Below are 20,210 nucleotides of genomic sequence, written 5' to 3'. Positions count from 1 at the left end.
GGATGCGATGGGTGTCGAGAGGAGCGGCGCCGAGCAGGAGGTCGTGGCTCCGACGAACCGGTATCCTCGGCGGTCTCTGGCGGCTCCTCAAGGGGCTGACGCTGTTGCTACTGTTCCTCGGGGTGACGACGTTCGCGCTTCTCGCGTTCGCCGCCGGCGGCGTGGGCCCGCTTCTTGACGGGTCGGGTGGCGTGGTCGACGACGACCGGTCGGCGGGGGTGCCGACACCGACGGGCGAGTTCACGCCGGTCCCGACGACGACGCCCGTGGCGAGCGACGCCGCCGCGAGCGCGGAGACGGGCCGGGTCGACAACCCCTGGGACCGCCGCCGTGTCGTCGTCGCCGTCGGTCACAACGCGATTCCCAGCCGCAACGTCACGCGGGCGGTCCGGCGAGCCATCGTCTACTGGGAGCACCACGCCGCGTTCGCGTCGTACCCGTTCGACTTCGTGTTGCGGCCGGACGCGTCGGACCCCGATGTCGTGGTCGACTACAACGTCTCCGTGGCGTGCGACGGGCGCGACGAGGCCAGCGGCTGTGCGCCGCTTCTGGAGGCCGGGGACACGCCGCCGGACCCCGTCACCGTCGAAATCGAGGCAGACCTGGGAAACGGTCTGCGGAGCGACACGGTAATCACTGCCCACGAGTTCGGGCACGTCCTGGGGCTGGACCACTGTGACGACCCGACGTGGTTGATGGCGCAGGGCTGTCCGAACGTGACCGACCGACCGGACGCGACCGAACGCGAGTTCCCGTTCCGCAATACGACGGTGACGGTGTACGTCGACTACGCCAACGTCACTGCCGAGAACCGGTCGGCGACGACGCGGCACGTCCGCGCGGCCATGCGGTTCTACGCACGGGGCGGCAACGGTACCGTCCCCGAGAACCTGACGTTCCGGCGGGTCGAGGAGCCGTACGCGGCGGACGTCCTGCTGGTCTGGAAACCCGGCGGTACGGGCGGTAACACCATCGCCTGGTCGTTCGTCGGTGACGACGTCGACGGGGACGGCCGCTCGGAGCGGTACACGCACGCCACCGGCGTCATCGACACGGTCCCGGTCAGCCACCGGGGCTACTTCGTCGGCTGGTTGCTGGGCGAGATACTCACGCCCGACGACCTCCCGCCGGAGTTCGCCGGCACCGTCGACGACGTGCCGTGGGCCGACGACCGAAATCCGGCGGTCCGTCCGCTCGAGCGCCGTGCCGTGGGCTGACGGCACGGCCCTACACCGAAACCGTAACGCGCCGCGGCGGCGTCGGTCCGACCATGCAGGACGAACACGACCTCTCTGTCCTCCGTCTCGGGCACCGGCCGGGCCGCGACGAGCGGATGACGACCCACGTGGGGCTGACGGCGCGCGCGCTGGGCGCGGACCGGGTGTATCTGCCCGACAACGCCGCGGGACCGCGGGAGACGGTTCGTGACATCACCGACCGGTTCGGCGGCCCGTTCGACGTCGAACTCACCGGCTCGCCGAAGGCGCTGATACGCGAGTTCGAGGGGACCGTCGTCCATCTCACGATGTACGGCCTGCCCGTACAGGACGTGGAGGCGGAGCTACGAGACGCGCATGCCGAGGAGCCGCTCCTTGCGGTCGTCGGCTCGGAGAAGGTGTCGTTCGACGTGTACGAGGCCGCCGACTACAACGTCGGGGTGACGAACCAGCCCCACTCGGAGGTGGCCGGGGTGGCGGTGTTTCTCGACCGGCTGTTCGAGGGACGGGAACTCGACCGCGAGTGGACCGACGCCGACAGCCGTGTCGTGCCGATGGAGACGGGCAAGAAGGTCGTCGACGGCGAGGCCGAGCGGTAGCGCGGTCTCGAACCGAACGGCGAATGGAGTGGGCGGCGAGGCCGAACGAGGCGAAAGCGCGGCTACGCGAGCAGTAATCGCGGCGGAACTGCCGTCAGGGGGCGAGCAGGCGGAGCATGGGTAACGACGGGCCGGCGCTCCGCGCCGTTCGGCCGGGATGACCCCGCTACCGCCTCGACCGGGCCCGTTCGGTGCTCACTGCACGGGGTCGGTGGCCGCGTTCCCCTACTTGAACCTACGCCGCCGGTCCCGGAGGCTTTAAACGGCTTCCTCGCCGTTTTCCTCGTAATGGCTTATGAGGAACTCCTGGAGGACCCGGTGATTCAGAAGTACCTCCACGAACTGGTGGGGCCGACGGGGATGCCCGTGGCGGCCGCACCGCCGGACGGCGAGGTGACCGACGAGGAACTCGCCGAGGAGCTCGGGCTCGAGCTCAACGACGTCCGTCGGGCGCTGTTCATCCTGTACGAGAACGACCTCGCGTCGTACCGGCGGCTCCGCGACGAGGACTCCGGTTGGCTCACCTACCTGTGGACCTTCGAGTACGACAACATCCCCGAGAAGCTCATGGAGGAGATGGAGCGGCTACTCGACGCGATGGAGGAGCGCCGCGAGTACGAGGCCGACAACGAGTTCTACCTCTGCGAGCAGGACTCCATCCGCTTCGAGTTCGGCGAGGCGATGGAGTTCGGGTTCGAGTGTCCCAACTGCGGCTCCCAGCTCGTCGACATGGACAACGTCCAGTTGGTCGACGCGATAGACGAACGCATCGATGAGATACGCGAGGAACTGAACCTCGCGCCGTCGGCAGAGGCCTGAATGGTCGTCCTCGCAACTAAACTGTACGTCGAGGGCGAGGCCCGCGAGCGGGCGCTCGACTCGCTGGACTCGCTGGTGGCGAACGACCTCGGCGACCTCGACGTCGAGTGGACCGTCGGGCTCCGCGACGATGGGTTCCCGTCCGTGACGCTCACCGGCGAGGACGCGCCCGTCGCACGCAACGTGTTGCGCGAAGAGTGGGGCACCATCACGCCCCACCGCGACGCCGGCGAGGTGTACCTCGGCACGCTCGAGGCGTGGGACGACGACGGGTTCCTCCTCGACGCCGGCGAGCAGGTCCGCGTCCCGGCCGACGAACTCGGGCTCGGGAGCGGGTCGCCCTCCCAGATTCGGACGCGATTCGGGCTCGTCCAGCACGTGCCGCTCCGGTTCGTGGAACCCGACGGGGACGAGCCGGCACGGCTCGCTGACGCCGAGCGCGACCGGCTGTACGACTGGACGCGGGCGGACGCCGGCCGCGTCAACGTCAACTCCGCGACCCGCGCGGAGGTGCGCGCGACGGTCAACCGAGCGGGCCACGCCGAGGACATCGTCACCGTCGAGCGGCTCGGCCTGCTCGAACAGAGCATCGTCTGTCGACCGGAGACGGACCCGCCGGGACTGCTGGCGGACATCGGCCCGCATCTCCCCTCGGAGATGCTCTGTGTCATCCCATGAGGCGATACCTCGCTCTGGTCGGGCTCGCCCTGCTTGCCGCCACGGCCGGCTGTTCGTCCGTACTCGGTCCCGGCCCGGTCGACGACGCGGCGGTGTCGGCCGACGCCGAGTACCGCTGGTCGGCGTCGGGGTCCGCCTACATGGAGGTGAACCGCAACAACTACACCGCGACCTACCGGGTCGCCAACCGGACGACTGGGGACCTGGAAGCCGACGACCCGACCATCGAACTGTACACCCGGGACGCGCTCGGTACCGAACAGCCCCTCGACCTGTCGGCGGTGCAGTTCCATTACCCCAACGGCACGCTCGTCCAGTTCCGCCAGCAGAACGACGAGGCCGTCGCCGTCGTCGCCTACCCGAACGGCACCACGCGCGAGGCGGCGAGCGCGATGTACGTGAACAAGACGCGCCGCCGAACCGTGGTTCACCTGCCGGCCAACGAGACGGGCGAACTCGGCGTCACAATTCCGAAGAACGGCAAGCAGGTGGCGACGCCGACGTTCGTGCGCGGCGACTACGAGATGGTGTTGCCCGAGGACACCGACATCAGCGTCCCGCTTCTCGCACAGGTGCGTCCGCCCCGGAGCGGCGCCGAAACCATCGAGAACCGCGTCCACGTCTACTGGACGGACGTCACCGCGCCCTCGTTGGCCGTCCGCTACTATCTGGAGCGTGACCTCTTGCTGTTCGGGTCGCTCGTCGCCGGATTGAGCCTGACCGCCATCGTCGGCGGCATATACTATCTGCGACAGATTCGTGAGACGCGCCGTCGGCGCGAGGAGGTCGGCCTCGACATCGACATCGAGGACGACGACCGCGATGGCCCGCCGCCGGGGATGCGGTGACGCCCGGCGGCCGCGGCGCTGAAGGTACCGCGGCCCGAACGCCGGGTATGCGCGTCGCGCTGGTCACCGTCGGCGACGAACTGCTGGCGGGCGACACCGTGAACACGAACGCCGCCTGGCTGGGCGAGCAGTTGACGGCACGGGGGGCCAAAATCGAGCGTGTGATTACCGTCCCCGACCGGGTGGCCGACATCGCCCGCGTCGTCAACGAGTACCGCGCCGAGTACGACGCCGTGGTCGTCACCGGCGGTCTCGGCCCGACCCACGACGACCTGACGATGGAGGGGGTCGCCGCCGCGCTCGGCCGGGAGGTGGTCACGAACGAGACGGCGCTCGACTGGCTCACCGAGGAAGGGGGCTACGCCCGTGGCGACCTCGCTGACGGCACCGCGGACCTCCCGGCGGGCGCGGAACCGCTCCACAACGAGGATGGCGTCGCACCGGGCTGTGTCGTCGACTCGGTGTACGTCCTGCCGGGCGTCCCCGCCGAGATGAAACCGATGTTCGAGCAGGTGGCCGACCGGTTCGACGGTACCCCCACACACGTCGAGACGGTCACGGTCGACGAACCGGAGAGCGCGCTGGTCGACCGGTTTCAGGCCTTACAGGAGCGGTTCGACGTGAAGGTTGGGTCGTACCCGGGCGAGCACGTCCGAGTGAAACTGGAGTCGACCGACGCCGACGCCGTCGCGGCGGCGGCCGACTGGCTCCGCGAGAACGCGACGCTCGCCTAGCGGGCGACGTAGTAGTACCAGCCGGCGGTGACGGCGAGACTGACGAACAGGACGAGCCACCCGGCCGCCGCGATGGCGCCCGCGTTGACTTCCGACTGCAGTAGCGTGAACATGCCCGGCCGTGCGAACGGCGGCGTCTTAACCGGTTTGGTGTCGGCCCCGGTCCCCGTGGCCGTCAGTCGTCGTCGCCGGTTTTGATGTCCGCCGACAGTCCCTGTGCCATCTGGATGTCTTTGGAGTTGTTGAGCGTCCAGGCGGTTCGTTCGGTGACGGCTTCGATGACTTCGCGTGCGGAGGGGTAGCCGTTGCCGGATTTCTTGACGCCGCCGAACGGCAACTGCACTTCGGCGCCGATACAGGGGAGGTTGCCGTATGCGAGTCCGAGTTCGGCGTTGTCGCGGTAGTAGTTTATCTGCCGGTAGTCTTCGCTGATGATGGCGCCGGCGAGGCCGTACGGCGTGTCGTTGTGAATCTCGACGGCGCGTTCGACGTCGCCGGAGTATTCGAGGAGTGCGACGTGGGGGCCGAACACCTCCTCGTGGATGCACCGGAGGTCCGGCGAGTAGTCGATTTCGTAGACGAAGGGGCCGACCCAGTGGCCGTCCTCGTGGCCGTCGGGAATCTCCTCGGGGTCGAGGTCCTCGCGGTCGACGAGCACGTTCGCACCCTCCTGTCGCGCGAGGTCGTTGTACTTGCCGAACTTCTCGACCTGGTCATCGTCGACGAGCGGACCCATGAAGGTGTCTTCGGAGAGGGGGTCACCGACGGCGACGCTCTCGGCGACGTCGACGAACCGTTGTTTGAACTCGTCGTAGACGTCTTCGTGGACGATGAGTCGTTCGGAGGAGACACAGCGCTGGCCGGTGGTCTTGAACGAGGACATCACCGCCGAGTGGACCGCGATGTCGAGGTCGGCCGCCTCGGTGACGACGACCGCGTTCTTCCCGCCCATCTCGCAGGCCGCAAGCTTTCCGGGTTCGCCGCCGACCTTCGAGGCGATGCCCTGTCCGACTTCCGACGACCCGGTGAACAGGACGGTGTCGACGGCGTCGTCTTCGACGATGGCGTTTCCGGCGTCACCGAACCCCTGGACGAGGTTGAAGACGCCGTCGGGAATGCCGGCGTCGACCATCATCTCGGCGATGATTTGGCCGCACCAGGGCGTCTGTTCTGCGGGTTTCCAGACGACCGTGTTCCCCTCGACGAGCGCCACCGCCATGTGCCAGAAGGGGATGGCGACGGGGAAGTTCCAGGGGGTGATACAGCCGACCACGCCGCGTGGCTTTCGGCGCATGTAGGCGTCTTTTTCGGGAATTTCGCTCGGTACCACGTCGCCTTTGGGGTGGCGCGCGTCGCCGGCGGCCCACTCGACCATGTGGTAGGCTTCGACGACGTCGGCGCGGCCCTCGCTGATCTCCTTGCCGCACTCTTTGGTGACGACTTCGGCGAGTTCGTCGGTGCGGTCGCGGAGTTCGTGGTAGACGTCCCAGAGATACTCCGCGCGGTCGATGTGCGAGAGGGTCTGCCACTCCTCCTCGGCGGCGTCGGCCGCCTCGACCGCTCGTTCGACGTCGGCGGGGGTGCCGCGGTGGAACTCGCCGAGCGTCTCGCCGGTCGCCGGGTTCGTCGACGTGAACGTCTCAGACCCCTCGCCGTCTGTCCACTCGCCGCCGATGTAGTGCTGGTAGGTGTCGGCCATGTAACGGCAATAATTGCATACCCGGAGGGGAAAAAGCTACCCACATATCGCCGTCGCTGGAGGCGACCGGGGGGTCTATCTACCCCCCGACCGCAGGTGCGTCATGACACGACACACCACTCGACGGGACGCCCTCGCGGCGATCACGACGGCTGGAACGCTGGCGCTCACAGGCTGTATCGGGGGACAGGACGCAGGAGGCGGCGGCAACGACGATGGGGACACACCGACGCCGACGTCGACGTCGACGTCGACGTCGACGCCCGTCGAGGCCGACGCGACGGTTACCGTCGGCCCCGGCGGCGACCTGACGTTCGCGCCGTCGCAACTCCGGGTAGCGGTCGGTGCGACCGTCGCGTGGAGGTGGGACTCCGGCGGCCACAGCCTCACCGTCCGCCGGAAACCCGGGGAGTCGGACTGGCGCGGCACCAACCTCTCGACGAAGGAGGCGGGCTACGTCCTCACGGAGACGTTCGAGGTGGCGGGACGCTACGACTACTACTGTACGCCCCACCAGGGCGCCGGCATGAGCGGCACCCTGTTCGTCGGCGGCGAGTCGCCCACCGGGACGGCGCCCTCGGCGGAGGAGGCGTCGGCAACCACGACGCCGACGGCCGAAAGCGTCGACGGCGGCGACCCGTACTGACGCGGGAGTTCGGTGTCGGGAGGGGTCGGTGGCTTTATTTTCGCGTACTCGAACCCTCCGGTATGGATTTCGACCTCCCGAACGAGCACCGGATGATTCGGGACACCGTCCGGGACTTCTGCGAGGCGGAAATCGAACCCATCGCCCAGGAGATAGAGGACGAACACCGGTTCCCGGCGGAGATATTCGAGGAACTGGCCGACCTCGACCTGATGGGCGTCCCCATCTCCGAAGAGTACGACGGTGCCGGCGGCGACACCCTGATGTACGCGGTGGTCGCCGAGGAACTCGGCCGCGTCTCCGGTAGCGTCGCGCTGTCGTACGTCGCCCACACCTCGCTCGGGTCGAAACCCATCGAGATGTTCGGCACCGACGAACAGAAGGAGAAGTGGCTCCGCCCGCTGATGAACGGCGAGATGGGCGCGTGGGCGCTCACCGAACCGTCGTCGGGGTCGGACGCCTCCGACATGGACACGATGGCGGAGAAAGACGGCGACGAGTACGTCATCAACGGCACCAAGCAGTTCATCACGAACGCCAACGTCGCCAACAGCGTGCTGGTGAAGGCGGTCACCGACCCCGACGCCGGCTACGGCGGCATCTCCACGTTCATCGTCGACCCGAACAACGACGACGGGTTCGAGGTGTCGACCGTCTGGGACAAGATGGGGCTGAACGCCTCCCCGACCTGCGAACTCCAGTTCGACGACGTGCGCATCCCCGAGGACCGCCTGCTCGGCGAGGAGGGCGAAGGCTGGGAGCAGACGAAGAAGACGCTCAACGGCGGCCGCATCTCCATCGCCGCCATCTCGACGGGGCTCGCACAGGGCGCGTTCGAGGCCGCTCGCGACTACTCGACCGAGCGCGAGCAGTTCGGCCAACCGATATCGAAGTTCGACGCCATCCGCGACAAGGTCGTCGACATGGACCGGAAGATAGAGCGGGCGCGCCTGCTGACCCACAAGGCCGCCGCGATGTACGACGACGGCGAGGACGTCACCCGCATCTCTTCGCTGGCGAAACTCGACGCCAGCGAGGTGGCCCGCGAGGTGGCCGAGGACTCCGTGCAGGTCCACGGCGGCTACGGCTACACCGAGGACTTCTCCCCCCAGCGGTTCTACCGCGACGCGAAACTGATGGAGATAGGCGAAGGCACCAGCGAGATTCAGCATCTCGTCATCGGGCGGGAACTCGGGCTATAGTCCGGCCGGAACGCCAGTAGCTAAGTTCAGAGCGCCCGCCCGACCGGTATGGGCACGCCGCTGGACTCGCGCGAGGCACAGACCGGGGAGGTCATCGACCGCCTCTACGAGCAGTACCCCGACCCGACCATCTCGCTGGAGTTCTCGAACCGTCTCGAACTGCTCGTCGCCGTCGTCCTCTCGGCGCAGTGTACCGACGAGCGCGTCAACGAGGTGACCGCCGACCTGTTCGAGAAATACGAGTCGGCCGCCGACTACGCGGACGCCTCCGAGGAGCAACTCGCGGACGACATCTACGGCATCACGTTCCACAACAGCAAGGCGGGCTACCTGCAGGGTATCGGCGAGATACTCGTGAACGAGCACGGCGGCGAGGTGCCCGACACGATGGCCGACCTGACGGACCTGCCGGGCGTCGGCCGGAAGACGGCCAACGTCGTGCTCCAGCACGGGCACGACCTGACCGAGGGCATCGTCGTCGACACCCACGTCCAGCGGCTCTCGCGGCGCCTCGGCCTGACCGACGAGGAGTCGCCCGAGAACATCGAACAGGCGTTGATGGACCTCGTGCCCGAAGCCGACTGGAAGGAGTTCACCCACCTGCTCATCAGCCACGGCCGCGAGACGTGTACCGCCCGCAACCCCGACTGTGCCGACTGCGTGCTGGAGGACGTCTGCCCCTCGTCGAAGGAAGACCACGACGTCGACCTCGCCAGCGGCGAGGCGTGGTGACGCGGTCGGCCTACAGCACGTAGCGAACGAGGAACCGCGAGAGGCCGGTGAGCCACGCCAGTATCCAGAAGAAGGTGTAGCCGAACACGCCGACCCGCAGGCGGGCGCGCCAGTGGTCCATCAACTCGCCGCCGATCTCGTCGAGCAGGACGTCCTCGTCGTAGTCGTGATACAGGTCGTGTTCCCACTTCGCGCGGAAGATACGGACGATGCCGGTGAACCCGAACAGGAGGAAGGCGTACGCTGTCAGCCCGAGCAGGGCGTGGATGACGGCGTAGCCGCCGAACTGCCCGGAGTGGCCGAACAGGCCGAATAGCCGCGGGAACATCCACGCCAGCAACGGCACCGTCGTCAGCGTCAGCCCCGTGATGATGTATTTGAGGTGCCAGGTCAGTATCCCCCAGGTGATGGGGTCGTTGTCGAGCATTATCCACGCGCCGTAGAGGAAACACGGGAGGCTGACGGTCACCGCGACGGCGACCACGCTCGCGACGACCGCGTCCCCGACCATTAGCCGGGCGTAGGCAGGGCGTGCGTTTAGGGGTGCCGGAGTCGGAACCCGCTCCCGGAAACTGTTTACCCAACGAGAGCCAACTTCGGGGTGATGTCTGACTCCCGCTCCGACGCGGCCGACCGGGAGCCACCGGACTCGGAGCTCACGACCGAGGAGCTCCGCGCGCAGGTCGAGGAGAAGTACGATTTCGACGACTTCGGCCCCCGCGAGATGGCGGAGATGACCGTCGAGGAGTGGGAGGCCGCCTTCGACCCCGACACCTGGATAACAGGCGAGGAACTGCTCGACCGCGTGGAGGCGGACCTGAAGCGGCGGGTCATCGACCGCGACGTGTTCGCGCGCGTCGAGCGGCTCTCGGAGCCGGACCGCGTCGTCGCCTACTCCGACGAGGGGTACGCGGTCGTCTACCCGGACGGCACCCTCGAGGGCGAGGGGACGGTGTTGCGCGACGTGAAGCCGACGGTCGCGCTCTGCTCGATGGACGAGTACGACCCGCCGGAGATGCCGTCGGGCGACCTGCTTCCCGAACCGATGGACGTACCGGAGGGGAGCGGCGAGTTCGGCAACCTGATGATTCAGGTCGTAGCGGGCGCACAGGTGCTCGCGGGGCTGGCGCTTCTGGTCGGGTCGTTCCTCGTCGGTTCCGTCGTCACGGGCGTCGCGGGGCTCGGCTTCCTCGCCATCGGCGTGTTCCTGCTGTTCACGGTGGCGAACACGCGGCTCTCCGACCGGTTCCGCGCCGAGGAGTACCGCAACCGCCTGCGTGCGGTCGGACTCGAGGACGGCGAACGCCCCGACTTCCTGCCCGAGAGCGCCCGCGAGGGCGGCGACGCGACGCCCCCCGATGACGACGGCGACGCGACGCCCCCCGATGACGACGGCGACGCGACGGCCTGAGCGGGGGGACGAATCGGGGGAAAACCCCGGTGCCCACGGGGGCTTCGGTGAATTTATACGCGGACAGCCCCGAGTGGCGAACGTCTATGAACAGACGGGACTTCCTGCGGACCGCGGGCGGCGCGACGGCCATGGCCGGAGCCGTCGGAGCCTCCGGGTCCGCAGCGGCCCAATCGTCAAAAGAGGTCGTCGTCGGCCCCGGCGGAAGCCTCGTGTTCGAGCCGACCGAACTGTACGTGTCACCGGGCACGACCGTCAACTTCGTCTGGGAGTCGGACGGCCACAACATCGTGGTCGACTCCCAGCCGGAGGGGGCGAACTGGGAGGGCACCGAAGGCGGTGCGACCAAACTGTACGACACCGGCCACGAGTACTCCCACACGTTCGAGACGACGGGCACCTACGAGTACGCCTGTGAACCGCACCGCACCGCCGGGATGCTCGGCACTGTCATCGTCAACGAAAGCGGTCAGCCGCCGTCGGCCGGCGGCGGCGGGCCCGTGGACCCGAAGCACATGGGCGTCCCCATCCAGGCGCATTTCGTCGGGTTCGCCACCGTGCTGATGATCTTCGTGTCGCTCATCTTCACGTTCTTCATGCTGAAGTACGGTGAATCGCCACACGCCAGCGGGGGGAACCGATGAGCGGGAACAACACCTACGGCGACATCCACCGCTACGAGCCGGCCCGTGAGTCGACGGCCGCGGCCATCGGCATCGTTCTCCTGACGGTGCTCGAGGTCGTGTTCATCGGCCTGTTCACCTACGGGCTCATCTCCGGGTGGGGGCTCTCCGAGTTCGGCAACATGTTCCTCGGGGGGCTGCTGGCGATGATTTTCATCGACCTCGCCTTCATCCTCGTGTTGTACCGCAAGGAGTTCCTCCCCGACGTGATGATAGTGAAGAAGCGACGGCGCAAGTGGGAAGACCTCTACATCCGCGAGGAGGACGTCGACGGCGTCGACTCCGTCGGCGGCGGCTGGGAGCACATCAAACGCGCCGTCTACCCCTACTACAAGAAATAATGCCACTCGACGAAGACAAGTATCCGGTAGAGAGCGGTCGACGGCGCTTCGTGAAGGGCGTCGTCGGCTCCGCAGCGCTTTCGGGGCTCGGCACGGGCGCCGCGGCCGCAATCGGGTCGACGACGACTGCACCCGGGGCCGGCGGCGGCGTCACGCAGTATCTCGGCATCGAGAACACGGACGGCCCCGCGCCACGCGGGATGCCGCTCGTCCCGCTGACCATCGAGAACGGCGAGCTGAAGGGCATCTGGCCCGACACCGTCGAGGACGGCGTCGGCGTGATGGACATCGGCGGGCAGACGTACCGCACCTCCTGGTTCCAGTACTGCGGCGTCCAGACGTATCCGGGCGTCGAGCCGAACAACGACCAGGACAACTTCTTCCGGGCCGCGTCGGACCCGCCGTACGAATGGCAGGCGGACGCGCCCGTGGAGGGTGGCGACAAGCTCACCGTCGACCTGTTCGACGACTACGAGACGTGGGGCAACGGCATCGGCCGGTCCGGCATCGGGAAGCCCGCACAGGCGACGTGGCGCTCGGATGGCCTCTCGCCCCAGGAGACGATTCCGGTGCAGATTCTCCGCTCGACGCGTATCGAGGAGATGGCCGGCAACGACGACGCCATCGGCCAGTGGCTCGACGCCACCACCGAACAGGGGTTCATCGCCTGGCTCGGCAAATGTACGCACTTCTGCTGTGTTCCCAGCTTCAAAGGAACCGAGCAGAGCGCGAAGTTCGGCGGCGAGGACCGGGTGTACTGTCCGTGTCACCAGTCGGTGTACGACCCGTTCAGCATCATCCAGAAGGCGTTCGTCGCCCTGCCGCGACCGGAGGAATAAGAGGATGGAGTACGACACACCCACCCACGAGGGGAGCACATGAGTCTCGAACGCAAGGACGAACACGACCACGAAGGGTGGATGAAGGAGCGGGACCTCACCCCCGTCGAGACGGCGTATCTCACCACCCTGATGTGGCTCGACAAGCGTCTGCGCCTTGTCGACTACCTCGAACTGCTCGAGGACCTCTACTACAAGGTCAACATGCAGATGCCGAAGAGCCACACCGAACAGTACAACCTGGACAACAAGTTCTGGTACTGGTACCCGCTGTACGCGTTGGGGTCGTTCAGTACCATCGCGTACGTGGTGGCGGCCATATCGGGCGCGCTCCTGGGGTTCTACTACTCGCCGGCGACGGCGGGCGACCCCTCCACCGCGTACAACTCCATCACGTTCCTGATGACGGAGATGCGGTTCGGCTTCTTCCTGCGGAGCCTCCACCGCTGGTCCGCACAGGTAATGACGGCGGCGGTGTTCCTCCACATGCTCCGCGTCTACTTCACGGGCGCGTACAAGGAGCCGCGGGAGCTGAACTGGATAATCGGCATCATCCTCATCTCGGTGACGATGGTGTTCGGCTACACCGGCTACCTGCTCCCGTGGGACCAGCTCGCCTACTGGGCGGGGACCATCGGCGTCAACATGGCGCTGTCCATCCCCATCGCGGGCGAGTGGGTCGCACAGCTACTGTTCGGTGGGTACACGCTCGGGCAGGCGACGCTGATGCGGATGTACATCCTGCACGTGTTCTTCCTGCCGTTCATCACGACCGCACTCATCGCCATCCACATCGGCATCGTCTGGATGCAGGGCATCGCGGAACCGCACTGATACCATGACCGACGACAACAACGACACGGAAATCGCCGCGGACGGCACCGGCATCGTCCCGCCGGACGACGAGACCCCCACCTGGAGCGAGCGCAAGGAGCGCACCGAGGGGCTCCCCCGGCTGACCTACGAGTACTTCGAGCGCGCCCGCCGCGAGGACCAGGACCTCCGCGTGGAGTCCGACTACGTCGAGCGCGACGTGCTCGCGTTCCCGGCGTGGCCCCACGAGATGGTCCGGAACCTCGCGCTCACGTCGTTCTTCGTGGGCATGATAATCTTCCTTGCCGCGAGCCTCCCGCCCCACATCGCGGCGCCGGCGAACGGCAACCAGACGCCGGCCATCATCCTGCCGGACTGGTATCTCTACTGGTCGTTCGGTCTGCTAAAGCTCGGCCCGCTCAACCCCGAAATCGCGTTGCTGGGCGGTAGCAAGCTCATGGCCGACCAGACGTACGGCGTGCTCGCCAACCTGGTCGTCGTCGGCGCCATCGCCGTCGTCCCGTTCCTCAACAAGGGGTCCGCCCGCCGGCCGGTCGAACAGCCGTTCTGGGCGGCCGTCGGCGTCGGCGGCGTCGTGTTCTCCATCACCATCGCCGCGCTGGCGGTGAAGAACCTCATCCCGATGGACTCGAAGCTACTGTTCGACCTGTCATTCCTGCTCCCGCTGGTGACGGCGTTCATCAGCTACGCCGTGTTCAAGTCGATGCGGGAGGGGTACATGTTCGAACTCAACCGGCGCTACTACCGGCTCCGGCCGCCGAAGTAACGCCCCACCGTTCCGCTCGTTTCTCCCCTCACAGCGCCGCGTCAGTTCGAGCCCGCGAACGCGGGAGTCAAGTTCCTCGCGCCCCTTCCTCCGACGATGACCGACAGCGAGCCTCCGGACGCCGGCGAGGAGGGCGACCCGGCGGCCGGAGCGGGGCCGGGCGGGCGCAACGTCGAGGTGCCGCTGGACGTGTACAAGTCCGTCACCGTGTTCTCGACGCTGTTCGCCGTCGTGTTCGTGATGCTCGCCTTTGCCATGTTCGACGCGGCGACGATTCAGGGGAGCCTCGTCCGACGCGCGCTCGTCTCGCTTCTGTCCGCGGTCGGCCTCAGCGTCTCGGCGGGCAGTCTGAGCTTCGCGGTGGGTATCCTCGGGTTCGTCTTCCTGGGTGCCGGCATCGTCGTCTACGTCCTCGGCACGCGGTTCAAGGCCGAGGGGATGATGAAGGGGTGAGCCGGCCGGGGAGCCAGCCACCCGGCCGGCCGGTCGGGATGGGAAAACCTAAAGACGCGGCTGACCAACGCTCGGATAATGGCTGACGAATTCGCCAAGGGCTTCGGCATCCTCGTCACCGCGGGGCTCGCGTGGATGACGCTTGCGGGCTGGTACTGTACGCCGAGCTTCGAGGGGGCACAGCTCATCGGCGAGTGTACCTCCTCGGGCACCATCTACGACGCCATGGCCCTCATCCTGAAGGACGCGTTCTTCTGGTTCGCCGTCCTCGGGTTCCTCACGTTCGTGATGGTCATCCCGATGTATCGCAAGGCGCTCGAGGCGTACCGCGACGAGCCCGAGATCCCCGAGTAACGCCACGCGTTCCTCCTCCGTTTCGCCACCGGACAGCGGCGCGTATCCCGCACCCTTTTGCCGGCCGAAAGCGAGATGCCGGTGATGAGCGGGAACCGGACGGTGCCGACGGTCGGGGTGGTCGGCGACCACGAGGCGGTCGTGGCGGCCGTCGAGCGTGCCGGCGGCCGTCCGAAGGTTGCCGACGCCCGCACCGTCGCGGCAACTGACGCGGCGGTCGTGGTCGCCATCGGCGAGGCAGGCCTGCTGGCGGCGGTACGCGCGGGCGTCACCGCGCCGATACTACCCGTGGAGTCGGGTCGTGCCGTGCGGTCCGTGCCGGGGATGGCGGTCGCCCCGGCCGTCGAGCGGCTGGTCGAGGGGGAGTTCGAGTCGGTCGACTACCCGGTGCTGGCCGTCGAGTCGCCGCTGGGGACGGCCCGCGCGCTCCAGGACGTGATGCTCGTGACCGCCGAACCGGCCCGCATCTCCGAGTACACCGTCCGGTTTGACGGCGAACGGGTCGGCCGGTTCCGTGCCGACGGCGTGGTCGTCGCAACGCCCGCCGGCTCCCAGGGGTACGCGGGCGCGGCCGGCAGTCCGGTCGTTCGCCCCGGCGCGGACGTCCTCTCGGTGGTACCGGTGTCGCCGTTCGCCACCGACCAGGACGACTGGGTGCTCCCGATGGACGGCGTCGAACTCACCGTCGAGCGCGACGAGACGCCCGTCGAGTTGCTCGCCGACGACCGGACGGCCGGTGCGGTCGTCCCCGGCGAGACGGTGCGGGTCGCACGCGACGACACCGTCTCCCTCGCGGTGGTGCCCGAGAGCTACGGCGTCTTCGGGTAGGGTGGCCGTCGAATTGGAAAGGTCTTAATGGGACAGGTACGGAGACTCGGGTATGGAACCGTTCGTGTCGCTGTTCGGACCCATCGACGCGATTCTCGCCCCCTACATCGCGTACGTGCTGTTGGCGCTTCTGGTCGTCAACATCGCCGGGCGAGCCCTCGAGTTCAAACAGCACCAACAGCAGGCGGAGTCGGGCGACTGGACGGACCTCTCGCGGCACCCGCTTCGGGTCGGCACGAACGTCCTGCTCGTCGTCGGGTCGTTCTACTACCTCACGGTCCACCAGCACGGCGGGATGGTGTTTGCCACCCTCTTCCTCGGCGTGTTCATCACCGACCTGTTCGAGTTCGAGTCCCGACAGGTGGAGGTGCGCCGCGGCGTGGACCTCGAACGCCCGAAGGGCGCCATCGCCGCATCGCTTCTGGCGCTCGCGTACATCGCCTACCAGACGCTGTTCTTCATCGTCGCGCCCATCTGGAACGGCATCGTCTGAGCCGTCCGACGGGCGTCTGACGAACGTTCATTACCCACAACGTTGGCACCGACAGGTATGGGCGCTGTAACCATCGATGCTCGCGTGCAGGAGGGAGAGAGCACACGGCGATTCGACGACCCGGACGTGCCGCTGGGCACGCTGATAGCGGAGGCCGTCGCGGCCGCCACCGGACGGGACGCAACCGACCTCGCGCTGTACGAGGCGGTCGACCTCGACGCCGTCGAGGCGCTCCACCGGCACGGCGGCACCGACTGGACGCTCTCGTTCGAGGTCGAATCACGGACCGTCGTCGTCGAGGGGGACGGCGAGATACGGGTTCGCTAGTACGGCCAGTCGCCGGTCACCTTCATCCCTTCCGCGAGGTCCTGCGCTTCGAGTTCGCGGGCGATGGCGTCGGTGTCGCGGTGGTCGGCGGCCGTCCGGTCGCTGGCAACCTCCACCACGAGTTCCGCCAGCACGATAGCCAACTCGCGGAAGTTCCGCTTCTCCAGTTTGTCGAGCGTGTCCGCGCGGGTGTGCCCCCAGCCGCGCCCCTCGTCGCCGGTCTCCGAGTGGAGGTGGTAGCCCGGGAGTCCCCGCTCGACGAACGGCCAGTGGTCGCTGTGGGGACCGTGCTCGGGCGTCACCGTGATGGGGTGGTCGAGGCGGTCGCTCACCCGCTCGGCCGCGGCGCGCAACTCGGGGAACCCGTGGCTGTACGCCGCGAGGTCGCGCCCCCGGACGACGCCGTCGTTGTTCACGACTGCTTTCACGCGCTCGGGGTCGACCGCGTCGGCGAGATGCTCCGACCCCTCCAGTCCGACCTCCTCGGCGCCGAAGCAGACGAACTCCACGGGCGTCTCGAGGTCGTCGCGGCGCGCCGCGAGCACCCGCGCGAGTTCCACGACCATCGCCGTCCCGGCGCCGTTGTCCACGGCCCCCTCCGCGATGTCGTGGGCGTCGACGTGGCTCGTCACCAGCACGCGCTCGTCGGCGTCGCCGTCCCCGCCCAGCGTCGCGTGGACGTTCTGGGAGGTGGCGTCGTGGGTCGCGGCCTCGACCGAGACGGTCACTGACTCGCCGTCGTGGCGGCGCGCCAGCCGCGTCCCCACCTCCTTCGAGACGCCCACCGCGGGGATGTCCCCGACTGGTCGGGCCTCGGTACCGACGCTCCCGGTCGGTGCGAGACAGCCCTCGACGTGGTTGCGGAACACGAACACCGCGGCGCCGGCCTCGACGGCGTGGTAGTACTTCTCGCGTCGGTGGACGAGGCGGTCGTACCACGAGGGGACGTTCGAGGCGCACATCACCACCTTCCCCTCCAGGTCGGCCTCCTTGAAGTCGTCCGGGAGCCCGTAGCCGAGGTCGACGAACTCCGCGGTGACCGACTCGCCGGGAGACCGGGGGAGTGCGATGCAGTCGAGTCGCTCGTCGCCGGCCTCGATGGCCGACGACCCGCGGGTCCACCCCTGGATGTCGAACTCCTCCAGCCACGCGTCGTCCGCGTGCTCGGCCAGCGCGCGGCGCGTGGCCCGGGCCGCCTGCAGTTCGCCGTCGGAGCCGGCCATCCGGTCCCCGATGTCGACCAGCGTCTCGAGATGGCTCCAGCCGACCTCGGAGGTGAACGTCTCGCCGATCCAGTCCATACGGGTCCGCCGACGGCCGGCAGGAAAGTGGTTTCGGGCCGGTCGCCGAGTCGCGGCACGCAAGCGTTTTACCCCCCGCCGGACACCGAGGTGACATGCGCGAGGTTCTCGAGGAGTGGCGGCCGGTGGTCGACGAGGCGATAGCCGGACTGCTCCCCCGCGACGTCGACGACGACTACCTCGCGGCGTTCTTCGGTGACCCCTCGTACACCTACGACCCGGACGCGGTCCAGCGTGCGCTGGCCGACCCCATCTGGGACCTGCTCGATCGTGGAGGAAAGCGCTGGCGCGCCATCGTCTGTCTGTTGCTCGTCGAGGGGTTCGGTGAGGACCCACACGACTACCTGCCGTACGCCGCCATCCCGGAGATACTCCACAACGGTACCATCATCGTCGACGACGTGGAGGACGGCGCCTCGATGCGCCGGGGGGAGCCCGCGCTCCACCACGAGTACGGCGCCGACGTGGCGCTCAACGCCGGCAACGCGATGTACTTCCTGCCGCTGAAGGTCATCACCCGGAACCCCGCGGACCTCGATGCGGAGACGCGGCTGGCGGCCTACGAGATGCTGATGTACGAACTGAACCGCACGCATCTCGGACAGGGGATGGACATCTACTGGCACAACGAACGCGAGATACGCGTCGACGAGGCGCAGTATCTGGAGATGTGTGCCTGCAAGACCGGCTGTCTCGGGCGCATCGTCGCCCGCCTCGCGGCCATCGTCACCGACAGTCGCGAGGACGAGGACGCCGTCGCCGCCTACGCCGAGCGGATGGCCATCGCGTTTCAGATAGCCGACGACATCCTCGACGTCGAACATGCGGCGGACCACGGGGGCGAGTTCGGCAAGGGAATGGGCAACGACATCCGCGAGGGGAAAAAGACCCTGATGGCCATCCACACCGCCGAGACGGCGCCCGCCGAGGACGTCGCCCGCCTCGAGGAGATTCTGTGGGCCGACGACAACACCGACGAGGACGTGCTGGAGGCCATCGACATCATGCGCGAGGCCGACGCCGTCGAGTACGCCCGCGAGACGGCGCTCGAACTCGCGGCCAGCGCGCGTGACCATCTCGCGGACGCGGACCTCCGCGAGGAGAACGCCGAGCAGTTGGCCGCGTTCACCGAGTTCGTCGTCGACCGGAACGTGTAACGCCCGTCGCGTCGCCGGTGGTGGGCCGACGTTTATATACGAGAGCGAACCACCCGTCGCGTGACCTGACTCGAGGGCTCGGCCCGGTCCCGGCGGTGGCGCGACGCGCCGGCCGAGACACCCCACGCGTCGCCTGCTCGCCACGACCGCCAGCGTTTATGCCCGCCCGTCCCCGACGCTGGCTATGCACGGTGACGACCTTCCGTTCGACTACGAGTTGCTGGTGGAGTTGACCGAGACGAGCGGCGTCCCCGGCTACGAGGACCGGGTACGCGAGGTCGTGCGCCGGGAACTCGCCCCGGAAGTCGACCGCCTCCGCTCGGACGCGATGGGCAACGTCGTCGGCACCGTCGACGGCGGCGACACGGAGGTGCTCGTCGCGGCCCACATGGACGAAATCGGGTTCATGGTCAGCCACGTCGACGACGGCTTCCTGGGGCTGGAGCCGCTGGGGGGTTGGGACCCCCGCGTGCTGAAAGCCCAGCGCGTCACGGTCCACGCCGAGGACGGCGACCTGCCGGGAGTCATCGGGAGCCCGCCGGTCCACACGCTCGACGACGAGGACCTCGACGCCAGCGAGGAGGTTGCCGACGTCCGCGTCGACCTCGGGTTGCCGGCCACCGAGGTCGACGAGCGGGTCGCCGTCGGCGACCTCGTCACGACCGACCAGCGGACCGAACGCGTCGGCGAGCACGTCACCGGGAAGTCGCTCGACAACCGCGTGTCGGTGCTCGCGCTCGTGGAGGCGGCCCGCGCGCTGACCGACCCGGAGGTGACGGTCCACTTCGCGGCGACCGCACAGGAGGAGGTCGGCCTGCGCGGCGCGATGGCGCTCGGAGTCGACGTGGACGCCGACGTGGTGCTGGCGCTCGACACCACGGTCGCCAACGACGTGCCGGGCGTCGAGAGCGGCGAGCACGTCACCCGCCTCGGCGAGGGTGCCGGCATCAAACTGAAGGACTCCTCGAGTATCACTAACCCGAAGCTCAACCGCCGGCTACGGATGGTCGCCGACGAGCGGTCGATCCCCCACCAGCCGGAGATACTGCCGACGGGCGGCACCGACACCGGCGGCCTGCAGTTCCGCGGCGGTGCCAAGCCCGCGGGCGCCATCTCGGTTCCAACCCGGTATCTCCACACGCCCACCGAAGCCGTCCATCACGACGACGTACGGGCGTGTCTCGACCTCGCGGTGGCGTTCCTCGAGACCGAGAGCGGCGGGTCCGACTACACGCTGTGACCGCCGGGA

General features: G+C 68.1%; 25 protein-coding genes. 22 read left to right on the top strand and 3 right to left on the bottom strand.

Annotation, left to right across the window (positions count from 1 at the left end):
- The first annotated feature begins 2 nt into the window (after positions 1-2).
- The 6 genes from NL112_RS19525 (at position 3) to NL112_RS19500 (ending at position 4,895) form a co-directional block, all read left to right on the top strand.
- Positions 3-1,217 (top strand): matrixin family metalloprotease, encoded by a 1,215-nt coding sequence (locus NL112_RS19525; protein WP_255150523.1) that lies wholly within the window; start codon positions 3-5, stop codon positions 1,215-1,217.
- Between the two features lie 53 nt (positions 1,218-1,270).
- Complete coding sequence (locus NL112_RS19520; protein WP_255150522.1) at positions 1,271-1,816, top strand: tRNA (cytidine(56)-2'-O)-methyltransferase; 546 nt, start codon at positions 1,271-1,273, stop codon at positions 1,814-1,816.
- A 288-nt stretch (positions 1,817-2,104) separates the two neighbouring features.
- Positions 2,105-2,635 carry a transcription factor gene (locus tag NL112_RS19515; protein ID WP_255150521.1) on the top strand — a complete coding sequence of 177 codons (531 nt, stop codon included), beginning with the start codon at positions 2,105-2,107 and terminating at the stop codon, positions 2,633-2,635.
- Complete coding sequence (locus NL112_RS19510; RefSeq protein ID WP_255150520.1) at positions 2,636-3,313, top strand: DUF2110 family protein; 678 nt, start codon at positions 2,636-2,638, stop codon at positions 3,311-3,313.
- Entirely contained in the window at positions 3,310-4,161 is an 852-nt protein-coding gene (locus NL112_RS19505) for a DUF5803 family protein (RefSeq protein WP_255150519.1), read from the top strand. Before NL112_RS19510 ends, NL112_RS19505 begins: the two co-directional genes overlap by 4 nt.
- Positions 4,162-4,208: 47 nt before the next feature.
- Positions 4,209-4,895 carry a competence/damage-inducible protein A gene (locus NL112_RS19500; RefSeq protein ID WP_255150518.1) on the top strand — a complete coding sequence of 229 codons (687 nt, stop codon included), beginning with the start codon at positions 4,209-4,211 and terminating at the stop codon, positions 4,893-4,895.
- Between the two features lie 175 nt (positions 4,896-5,070).
- Here NL112_RS19500 and NL112_RS19495 read toward each other — a convergent pair whose 3' ends face one another.
- The gene (locus NL112_RS19495; protein ID WP_255150517.1) at positions 5,071-6,594 is read right to left on the bottom strand and encodes an aldehyde dehydrogenase family protein; all 1,524 of its coding nucleotides are present in this window, start codon (positions 6,592-6,594) and stop codon (positions 5,071-5,073) included.
- Between the two features lie 103 nt (positions 6,595-6,697).
- Between NL112_RS19495 and NL112_RS19490 the strand changes: the two genes are divergently transcribed.
- The 3 genes from NL112_RS19490 to nth all read left to right on the top strand — a co-directional run bounded on the left by NL112_RS19490 (position 6,698) and on the right by nth (position 9,174).
- Positions 6,698-7,240: a plastocyanin/azurin family copper-binding protein gene (locus tag NL112_RS19490; protein WP_255150516.1), complete on the top strand. Its 543-nt coding sequence runs from the start codon at positions 6,698-6,700 to the stop codon at positions 7,238-7,240.
- A gap of 62 nt (positions 7,241-7,302) precedes the next feature.
- Positions 7,303-8,442 (top strand): acyl-CoA dehydrogenase family protein, encoded by a 1,140-nt coding sequence (locus tag NL112_RS19485; RefSeq protein ID WP_255150515.1) that lies wholly within the window; start codon positions 7,303-7,305, stop codon positions 8,440-8,442.
- A gap of 48 nt (positions 8,443-8,490) precedes the next feature.
- Positions 8,491-9,174, top strand: a complete 684-nt coding sequence (nth, locus tag NL112_RS19480; protein ID WP_255150514.1) for an endonuclease III — start codon at positions 8,491-8,493, stop codon at positions 9,172-9,174.
- A gap of 10 nt (positions 9,175-9,184) precedes the next feature.
- Here nth and NL112_RS19475 read toward each other — a convergent pair whose 3' ends face one another.
- Positions 9,185-9,685: a DUF7321 family protein gene (locus NL112_RS19475; protein WP_255150513.1), complete on the bottom strand. Its 501-nt coding sequence runs from the start codon at positions 9,683-9,685 to the stop codon at positions 9,185-9,187.
- 93 nt (positions 9,686-9,778) lie between these two features.
- Between NL112_RS19475 and NL112_RS19470 the strand changes: the two genes are divergently transcribed.
- The 11 genes from NL112_RS19470 (at position 9,779) to NL112_RS19420 (ending at position 16,503) form a co-directional block, all read left to right on the top strand.
- On the top strand, positions 9,779-10,585 hold the full coding sequence (locus NL112_RS19470) for a DUF7319 domain-containing protein (protein ID WP_255150512.1): 807 nt from the start codon (positions 9,779-9,781) through the stop codon (positions 10,583-10,585).
- Positions 10,586-10,671: 86 nt separating this feature from the next.
- Positions 10,672-11,229, top strand: coding sequence for a plastocyanin/azurin family copper-binding protein (locus NL112_RS19465; protein ID WP_255150511.1), 558 nt, complete (start codon positions 10,672-10,674; stop codon positions 11,227-11,229).
- Positions 11,226-11,609: a DUF7318 family protein gene (locus NL112_RS19460; RefSeq protein ID WP_255150510.1), complete on the top strand. Its 384-nt coding sequence runs from the start codon at positions 11,226-11,228 to the stop codon at positions 11,607-11,609. The genes NL112_RS19465 and NL112_RS19460 overlap by 4 nt, the downstream gene beginning before the upstream one ends.
- Complete coding sequence (locus tag NL112_RS19455) at positions 11,609-12,448, top strand: Rieske (2Fe-2S) protein (protein WP_255150509.1); 840 nt, start codon at positions 11,609-11,611, stop codon at positions 12,446-12,448. The genes NL112_RS19460 and NL112_RS19455 overlap by 1 nt, the downstream gene beginning before the upstream one ends.
- Before the next feature lie 39 nt (positions 12,449-12,487).
- Complete coding sequence (locus NL112_RS19450; RefSeq protein ID WP_255150508.1) at positions 12,488-13,282, top strand: cytochrome b; 795 nt, start codon at positions 12,488-12,490, stop codon at positions 13,280-13,282.
- Between the two features lie 4 nt (positions 13,283-13,286).
- Positions 13,287-14,048 (top strand): cytochrome b family protein, encoded by a 762-nt coding sequence (locus tag NL112_RS19445; RefSeq protein WP_255150507.1) that lies wholly within the window; start codon positions 13,287-13,289, stop codon positions 14,046-14,048.
- A gap of 96 nt (positions 14,049-14,144) precedes the next feature.
- Positions 14,145-14,501, top strand: a complete 357-nt coding sequence (locus NL112_RS19440) for a DUF7315 family membrane protein (protein ID WP_255150506.1) — start codon at positions 14,145-14,147, stop codon at positions 14,499-14,501.
- A 78-nt stretch (positions 14,502-14,579) separates the two neighbouring features.
- On the top strand, positions 14,580-14,855 hold the full coding sequence (locus NL112_RS19435) for a DUF7314 family protein (protein ID WP_255150505.1): 276 nt from the start codon (positions 14,580-14,582) through the stop codon (positions 14,853-14,855).
- Positions 14,856-14,939: 84 nt separating this feature from the next.
- Positions 14,940-15,683, top strand: a complete 744-nt coding sequence (locus NL112_RS19430) for an NAD(+)/NADH kinase (protein ID WP_255150504.1) — start codon at positions 14,940-14,942, stop codon at positions 15,681-15,683.
- Positions 15,684-15,735: 52 nt separating this feature from the next.
- Positions 15,736-16,176 carry a DUF7313 family protein gene (locus NL112_RS19425; RefSeq protein ID WP_255150503.1) on the top strand — a complete coding sequence of 147 codons (441 nt, stop codon included), beginning with the start codon at positions 15,736-15,738 and terminating at the stop codon, positions 16,174-16,176.
- Between the two features lie 57 nt (positions 16,177-16,233).
- Positions 16,234-16,503 carry a HalOD1 output domain-containing protein gene (locus tag NL112_RS19420; RefSeq protein WP_255150502.1) on the top strand — a complete coding sequence of 90 codons (270 nt, stop codon included), beginning with the start codon at positions 16,234-16,236 and terminating at the stop codon, positions 16,501-16,503.
- Here the strand turns inward: NL112_RS19420 and NL112_RS19415 are convergent.
- On the bottom strand, positions 16,500-17,804 hold the full coding sequence (locus tag NL112_RS19415; protein ID WP_255150501.1) for a M20/M25/M40 family metallo-hydrolase: 1,305 nt from the start codon (positions 17,802-17,804) through the stop codon (positions 16,500-16,502). The genes NL112_RS19420 and NL112_RS19415 overlap by 4 nt on opposite strands.
- Before the next feature lie 95 nt (positions 17,805-17,899).
- Here NL112_RS19415 and NL112_RS19410 point away from each other — a divergent pair, with 95 nt between their 5' ends.
- Together NL112_RS19410 and NL112_RS19405 are read left to right on the top strand one after the other, a co-directional pair.
- Complete coding sequence (locus NL112_RS19410) at positions 17,900-18,961, top strand: polyprenyl synthetase family protein (RefSeq protein WP_255150500.1); 1,062 nt, start codon at positions 17,900-17,902, stop codon at positions 18,959-18,961.
- A 184-nt stretch (positions 18,962-19,145) separates the two neighbouring features.
- On the top strand, positions 19,146-20,201 hold the full coding sequence (locus NL112_RS19405; RefSeq protein WP_255150499.1) for a M42 family metallopeptidase: 1,056 nt from the start codon (positions 19,146-19,148) through the stop codon (positions 20,199-20,201).
- The last annotated feature ends 9 nt before the right edge of the window (positions 20,202-20,210 follow it).

The sequence above is a fragment of the Halorarius halobius genome, from assembly GCF_024298865.1.
GTDB classification, from domain to species: domain Archaea; phylum Halobacteriota; class Halobacteria; order Halobacteriales; family Haloarculaceae; genus Halorarius; species Halorarius halobius.
The sequence above is the reverse complement of the archived record's forward strand: the minus strand, read 5'-3'. Positions and strand labels throughout refer to the sequence as shown.

Excerpts from the sequence above, each read along its gene's own strand:
- NL112_RS19525 (WP_255150523.1), top strand. The coding sequence starts at position 3 with ATGCGATGGGTGTCGAGAGGAGCGGCGCCGAGCAGGAGGTCGTGGCTC.
- NL112_RS19520 (WP_255150522.1), top strand. The coding sequence starts at position 1,271 with ATGCAGGACGAACACGACCTCTCTGTCCTCCGTCTCGGGCACCGGCCG.
- NL112_RS19515 (WP_255150521.1), top strand. The coding sequence starts at position 2,105 with ATGGCTTATGAGGAACTCCTGGAGGACCCGGTGATTCAGAAGTACCTC.
- NL112_RS19510 (WP_255150520.1), top strand. The coding sequence starts at position 2,636 with ATGGTCGTCCTCGCAACTAAACTGTACGTCGAGGGCGAGGCCCGCGAG.
- NL112_RS19505 (WP_255150519.1), top strand. The coding sequence starts at position 3,310 with ATGAGGCGATACCTCGCTCTGGTCGGGCTCGCCCTGCTTGCCGCCACG.
- NL112_RS19500 (WP_255150518.1), top strand. The coding sequence starts at position 4,209 with ATGCGCGTCGCGCTGGTCACCGTCGGCGACGAACTGCTGGCGGGCGAC.
- NL112_RS19495 (WP_255150517.1), bottom strand. The coding sequence starts at position 6,594 with ATGGCCGACACCTACCAGCACTACATCGGCGGCGAGTGGACAGACGGC.
- NL112_RS19490 (WP_255150516.1), top strand. The coding sequence starts at position 6,698 with ATGACACGACACACCACTCGACGGGACGCCCTCGCGGCGATCACGACG.
- NL112_RS19485 (WP_255150515.1), top strand. The coding sequence starts at position 7,303 with ATGGATTTCGACCTCCCGAACGAGCACCGGATGATTCGGGACACCGTC.
- nth (WP_255150514.1), top strand. The coding sequence starts at position 8,491 with ATGGGCACGCCGCTGGACTCGCGCGAGGCACAGACCGGGGAGGTCATC.
- NL112_RS19475 (WP_255150513.1), bottom strand. The coding sequence starts at position 9,685 with ATGGTCGGGGACGCGGTCGTCGCGAGCGTGGTCGCCGTCGCGGTGACC.
- NL112_RS19470 (WP_255150512.1), top strand. The coding sequence starts at position 9,779 with ATGTCTGACTCCCGCTCCGACGCGGCCGACCGGGAGCCACCGGACTCG.
- NL112_RS19465 (WP_255150511.1), top strand. The coding sequence starts at position 10,672 with ATGAACAGACGGGACTTCCTGCGGACCGCGGGCGGCGCGACGGCCATG.
- NL112_RS19460 (WP_255150510.1), top strand. The coding sequence starts at position 11,226 with ATGAGCGGGAACAACACCTACGGCGACATCCACCGCTACGAGCCGGCC.
- NL112_RS19455 (WP_255150509.1), top strand. The coding sequence starts at position 11,609 with ATGCCACTCGACGAAGACAAGTATCCGGTAGAGAGCGGTCGACGGCGC.
- NL112_RS19450 (WP_255150508.1), top strand. The coding sequence starts at position 12,488 with ATGAGTCTCGAACGCAAGGACGAACACGACCACGAAGGGTGGATGAAG.
- NL112_RS19445 (WP_255150507.1), top strand. The coding sequence starts at position 13,287 with ATGACCGACGACAACAACGACACGGAAATCGCCGCGGACGGCACCGGC.
- NL112_RS19440 (WP_255150506.1), top strand. The coding sequence starts at position 14,145 with ATGACCGACAGCGAGCCTCCGGACGCCGGCGAGGAGGGCGACCCGGCG.
- NL112_RS19435 (WP_255150505.1), top strand. The coding sequence starts at position 14,580 with ATGGCTGACGAATTCGCCAAGGGCTTCGGCATCCTCGTCACCGCGGGG.
- NL112_RS19430 (WP_255150504.1), top strand. The coding sequence starts at position 14,940 with ATGAGCGGGAACCGGACGGTGCCGACGGTCGGGGTGGTCGGCGACCAC.
- NL112_RS19425 (WP_255150503.1), top strand. The coding sequence starts at position 15,736 with ATGGAACCGTTCGTGTCGCTGTTCGGACCCATCGACGCGATTCTCGCC.
- NL112_RS19420 (WP_255150502.1), top strand. The coding sequence starts at position 16,234 with ATGGGCGCTGTAACCATCGATGCTCGCGTGCAGGAGGGAGAGAGCACA.
- NL112_RS19415 (WP_255150501.1), bottom strand. The coding sequence starts at position 17,804 with ATGGACTGGATCGGCGAGACGTTCACCTCCGAGGTCGGCTGGAGCCAT.
- NL112_RS19410 (WP_255150500.1), top strand. The coding sequence starts at position 17,900 with ATGCGCGAGGTTCTCGAGGAGTGGCGGCCGGTGGTCGACGAGGCGATA.
- NL112_RS19405 (WP_255150499.1), top strand. The coding sequence starts at position 19,146 with ATGCACGGTGACGACCTTCCGTTCGACTACGAGTTGCTGGTGGAGTTG.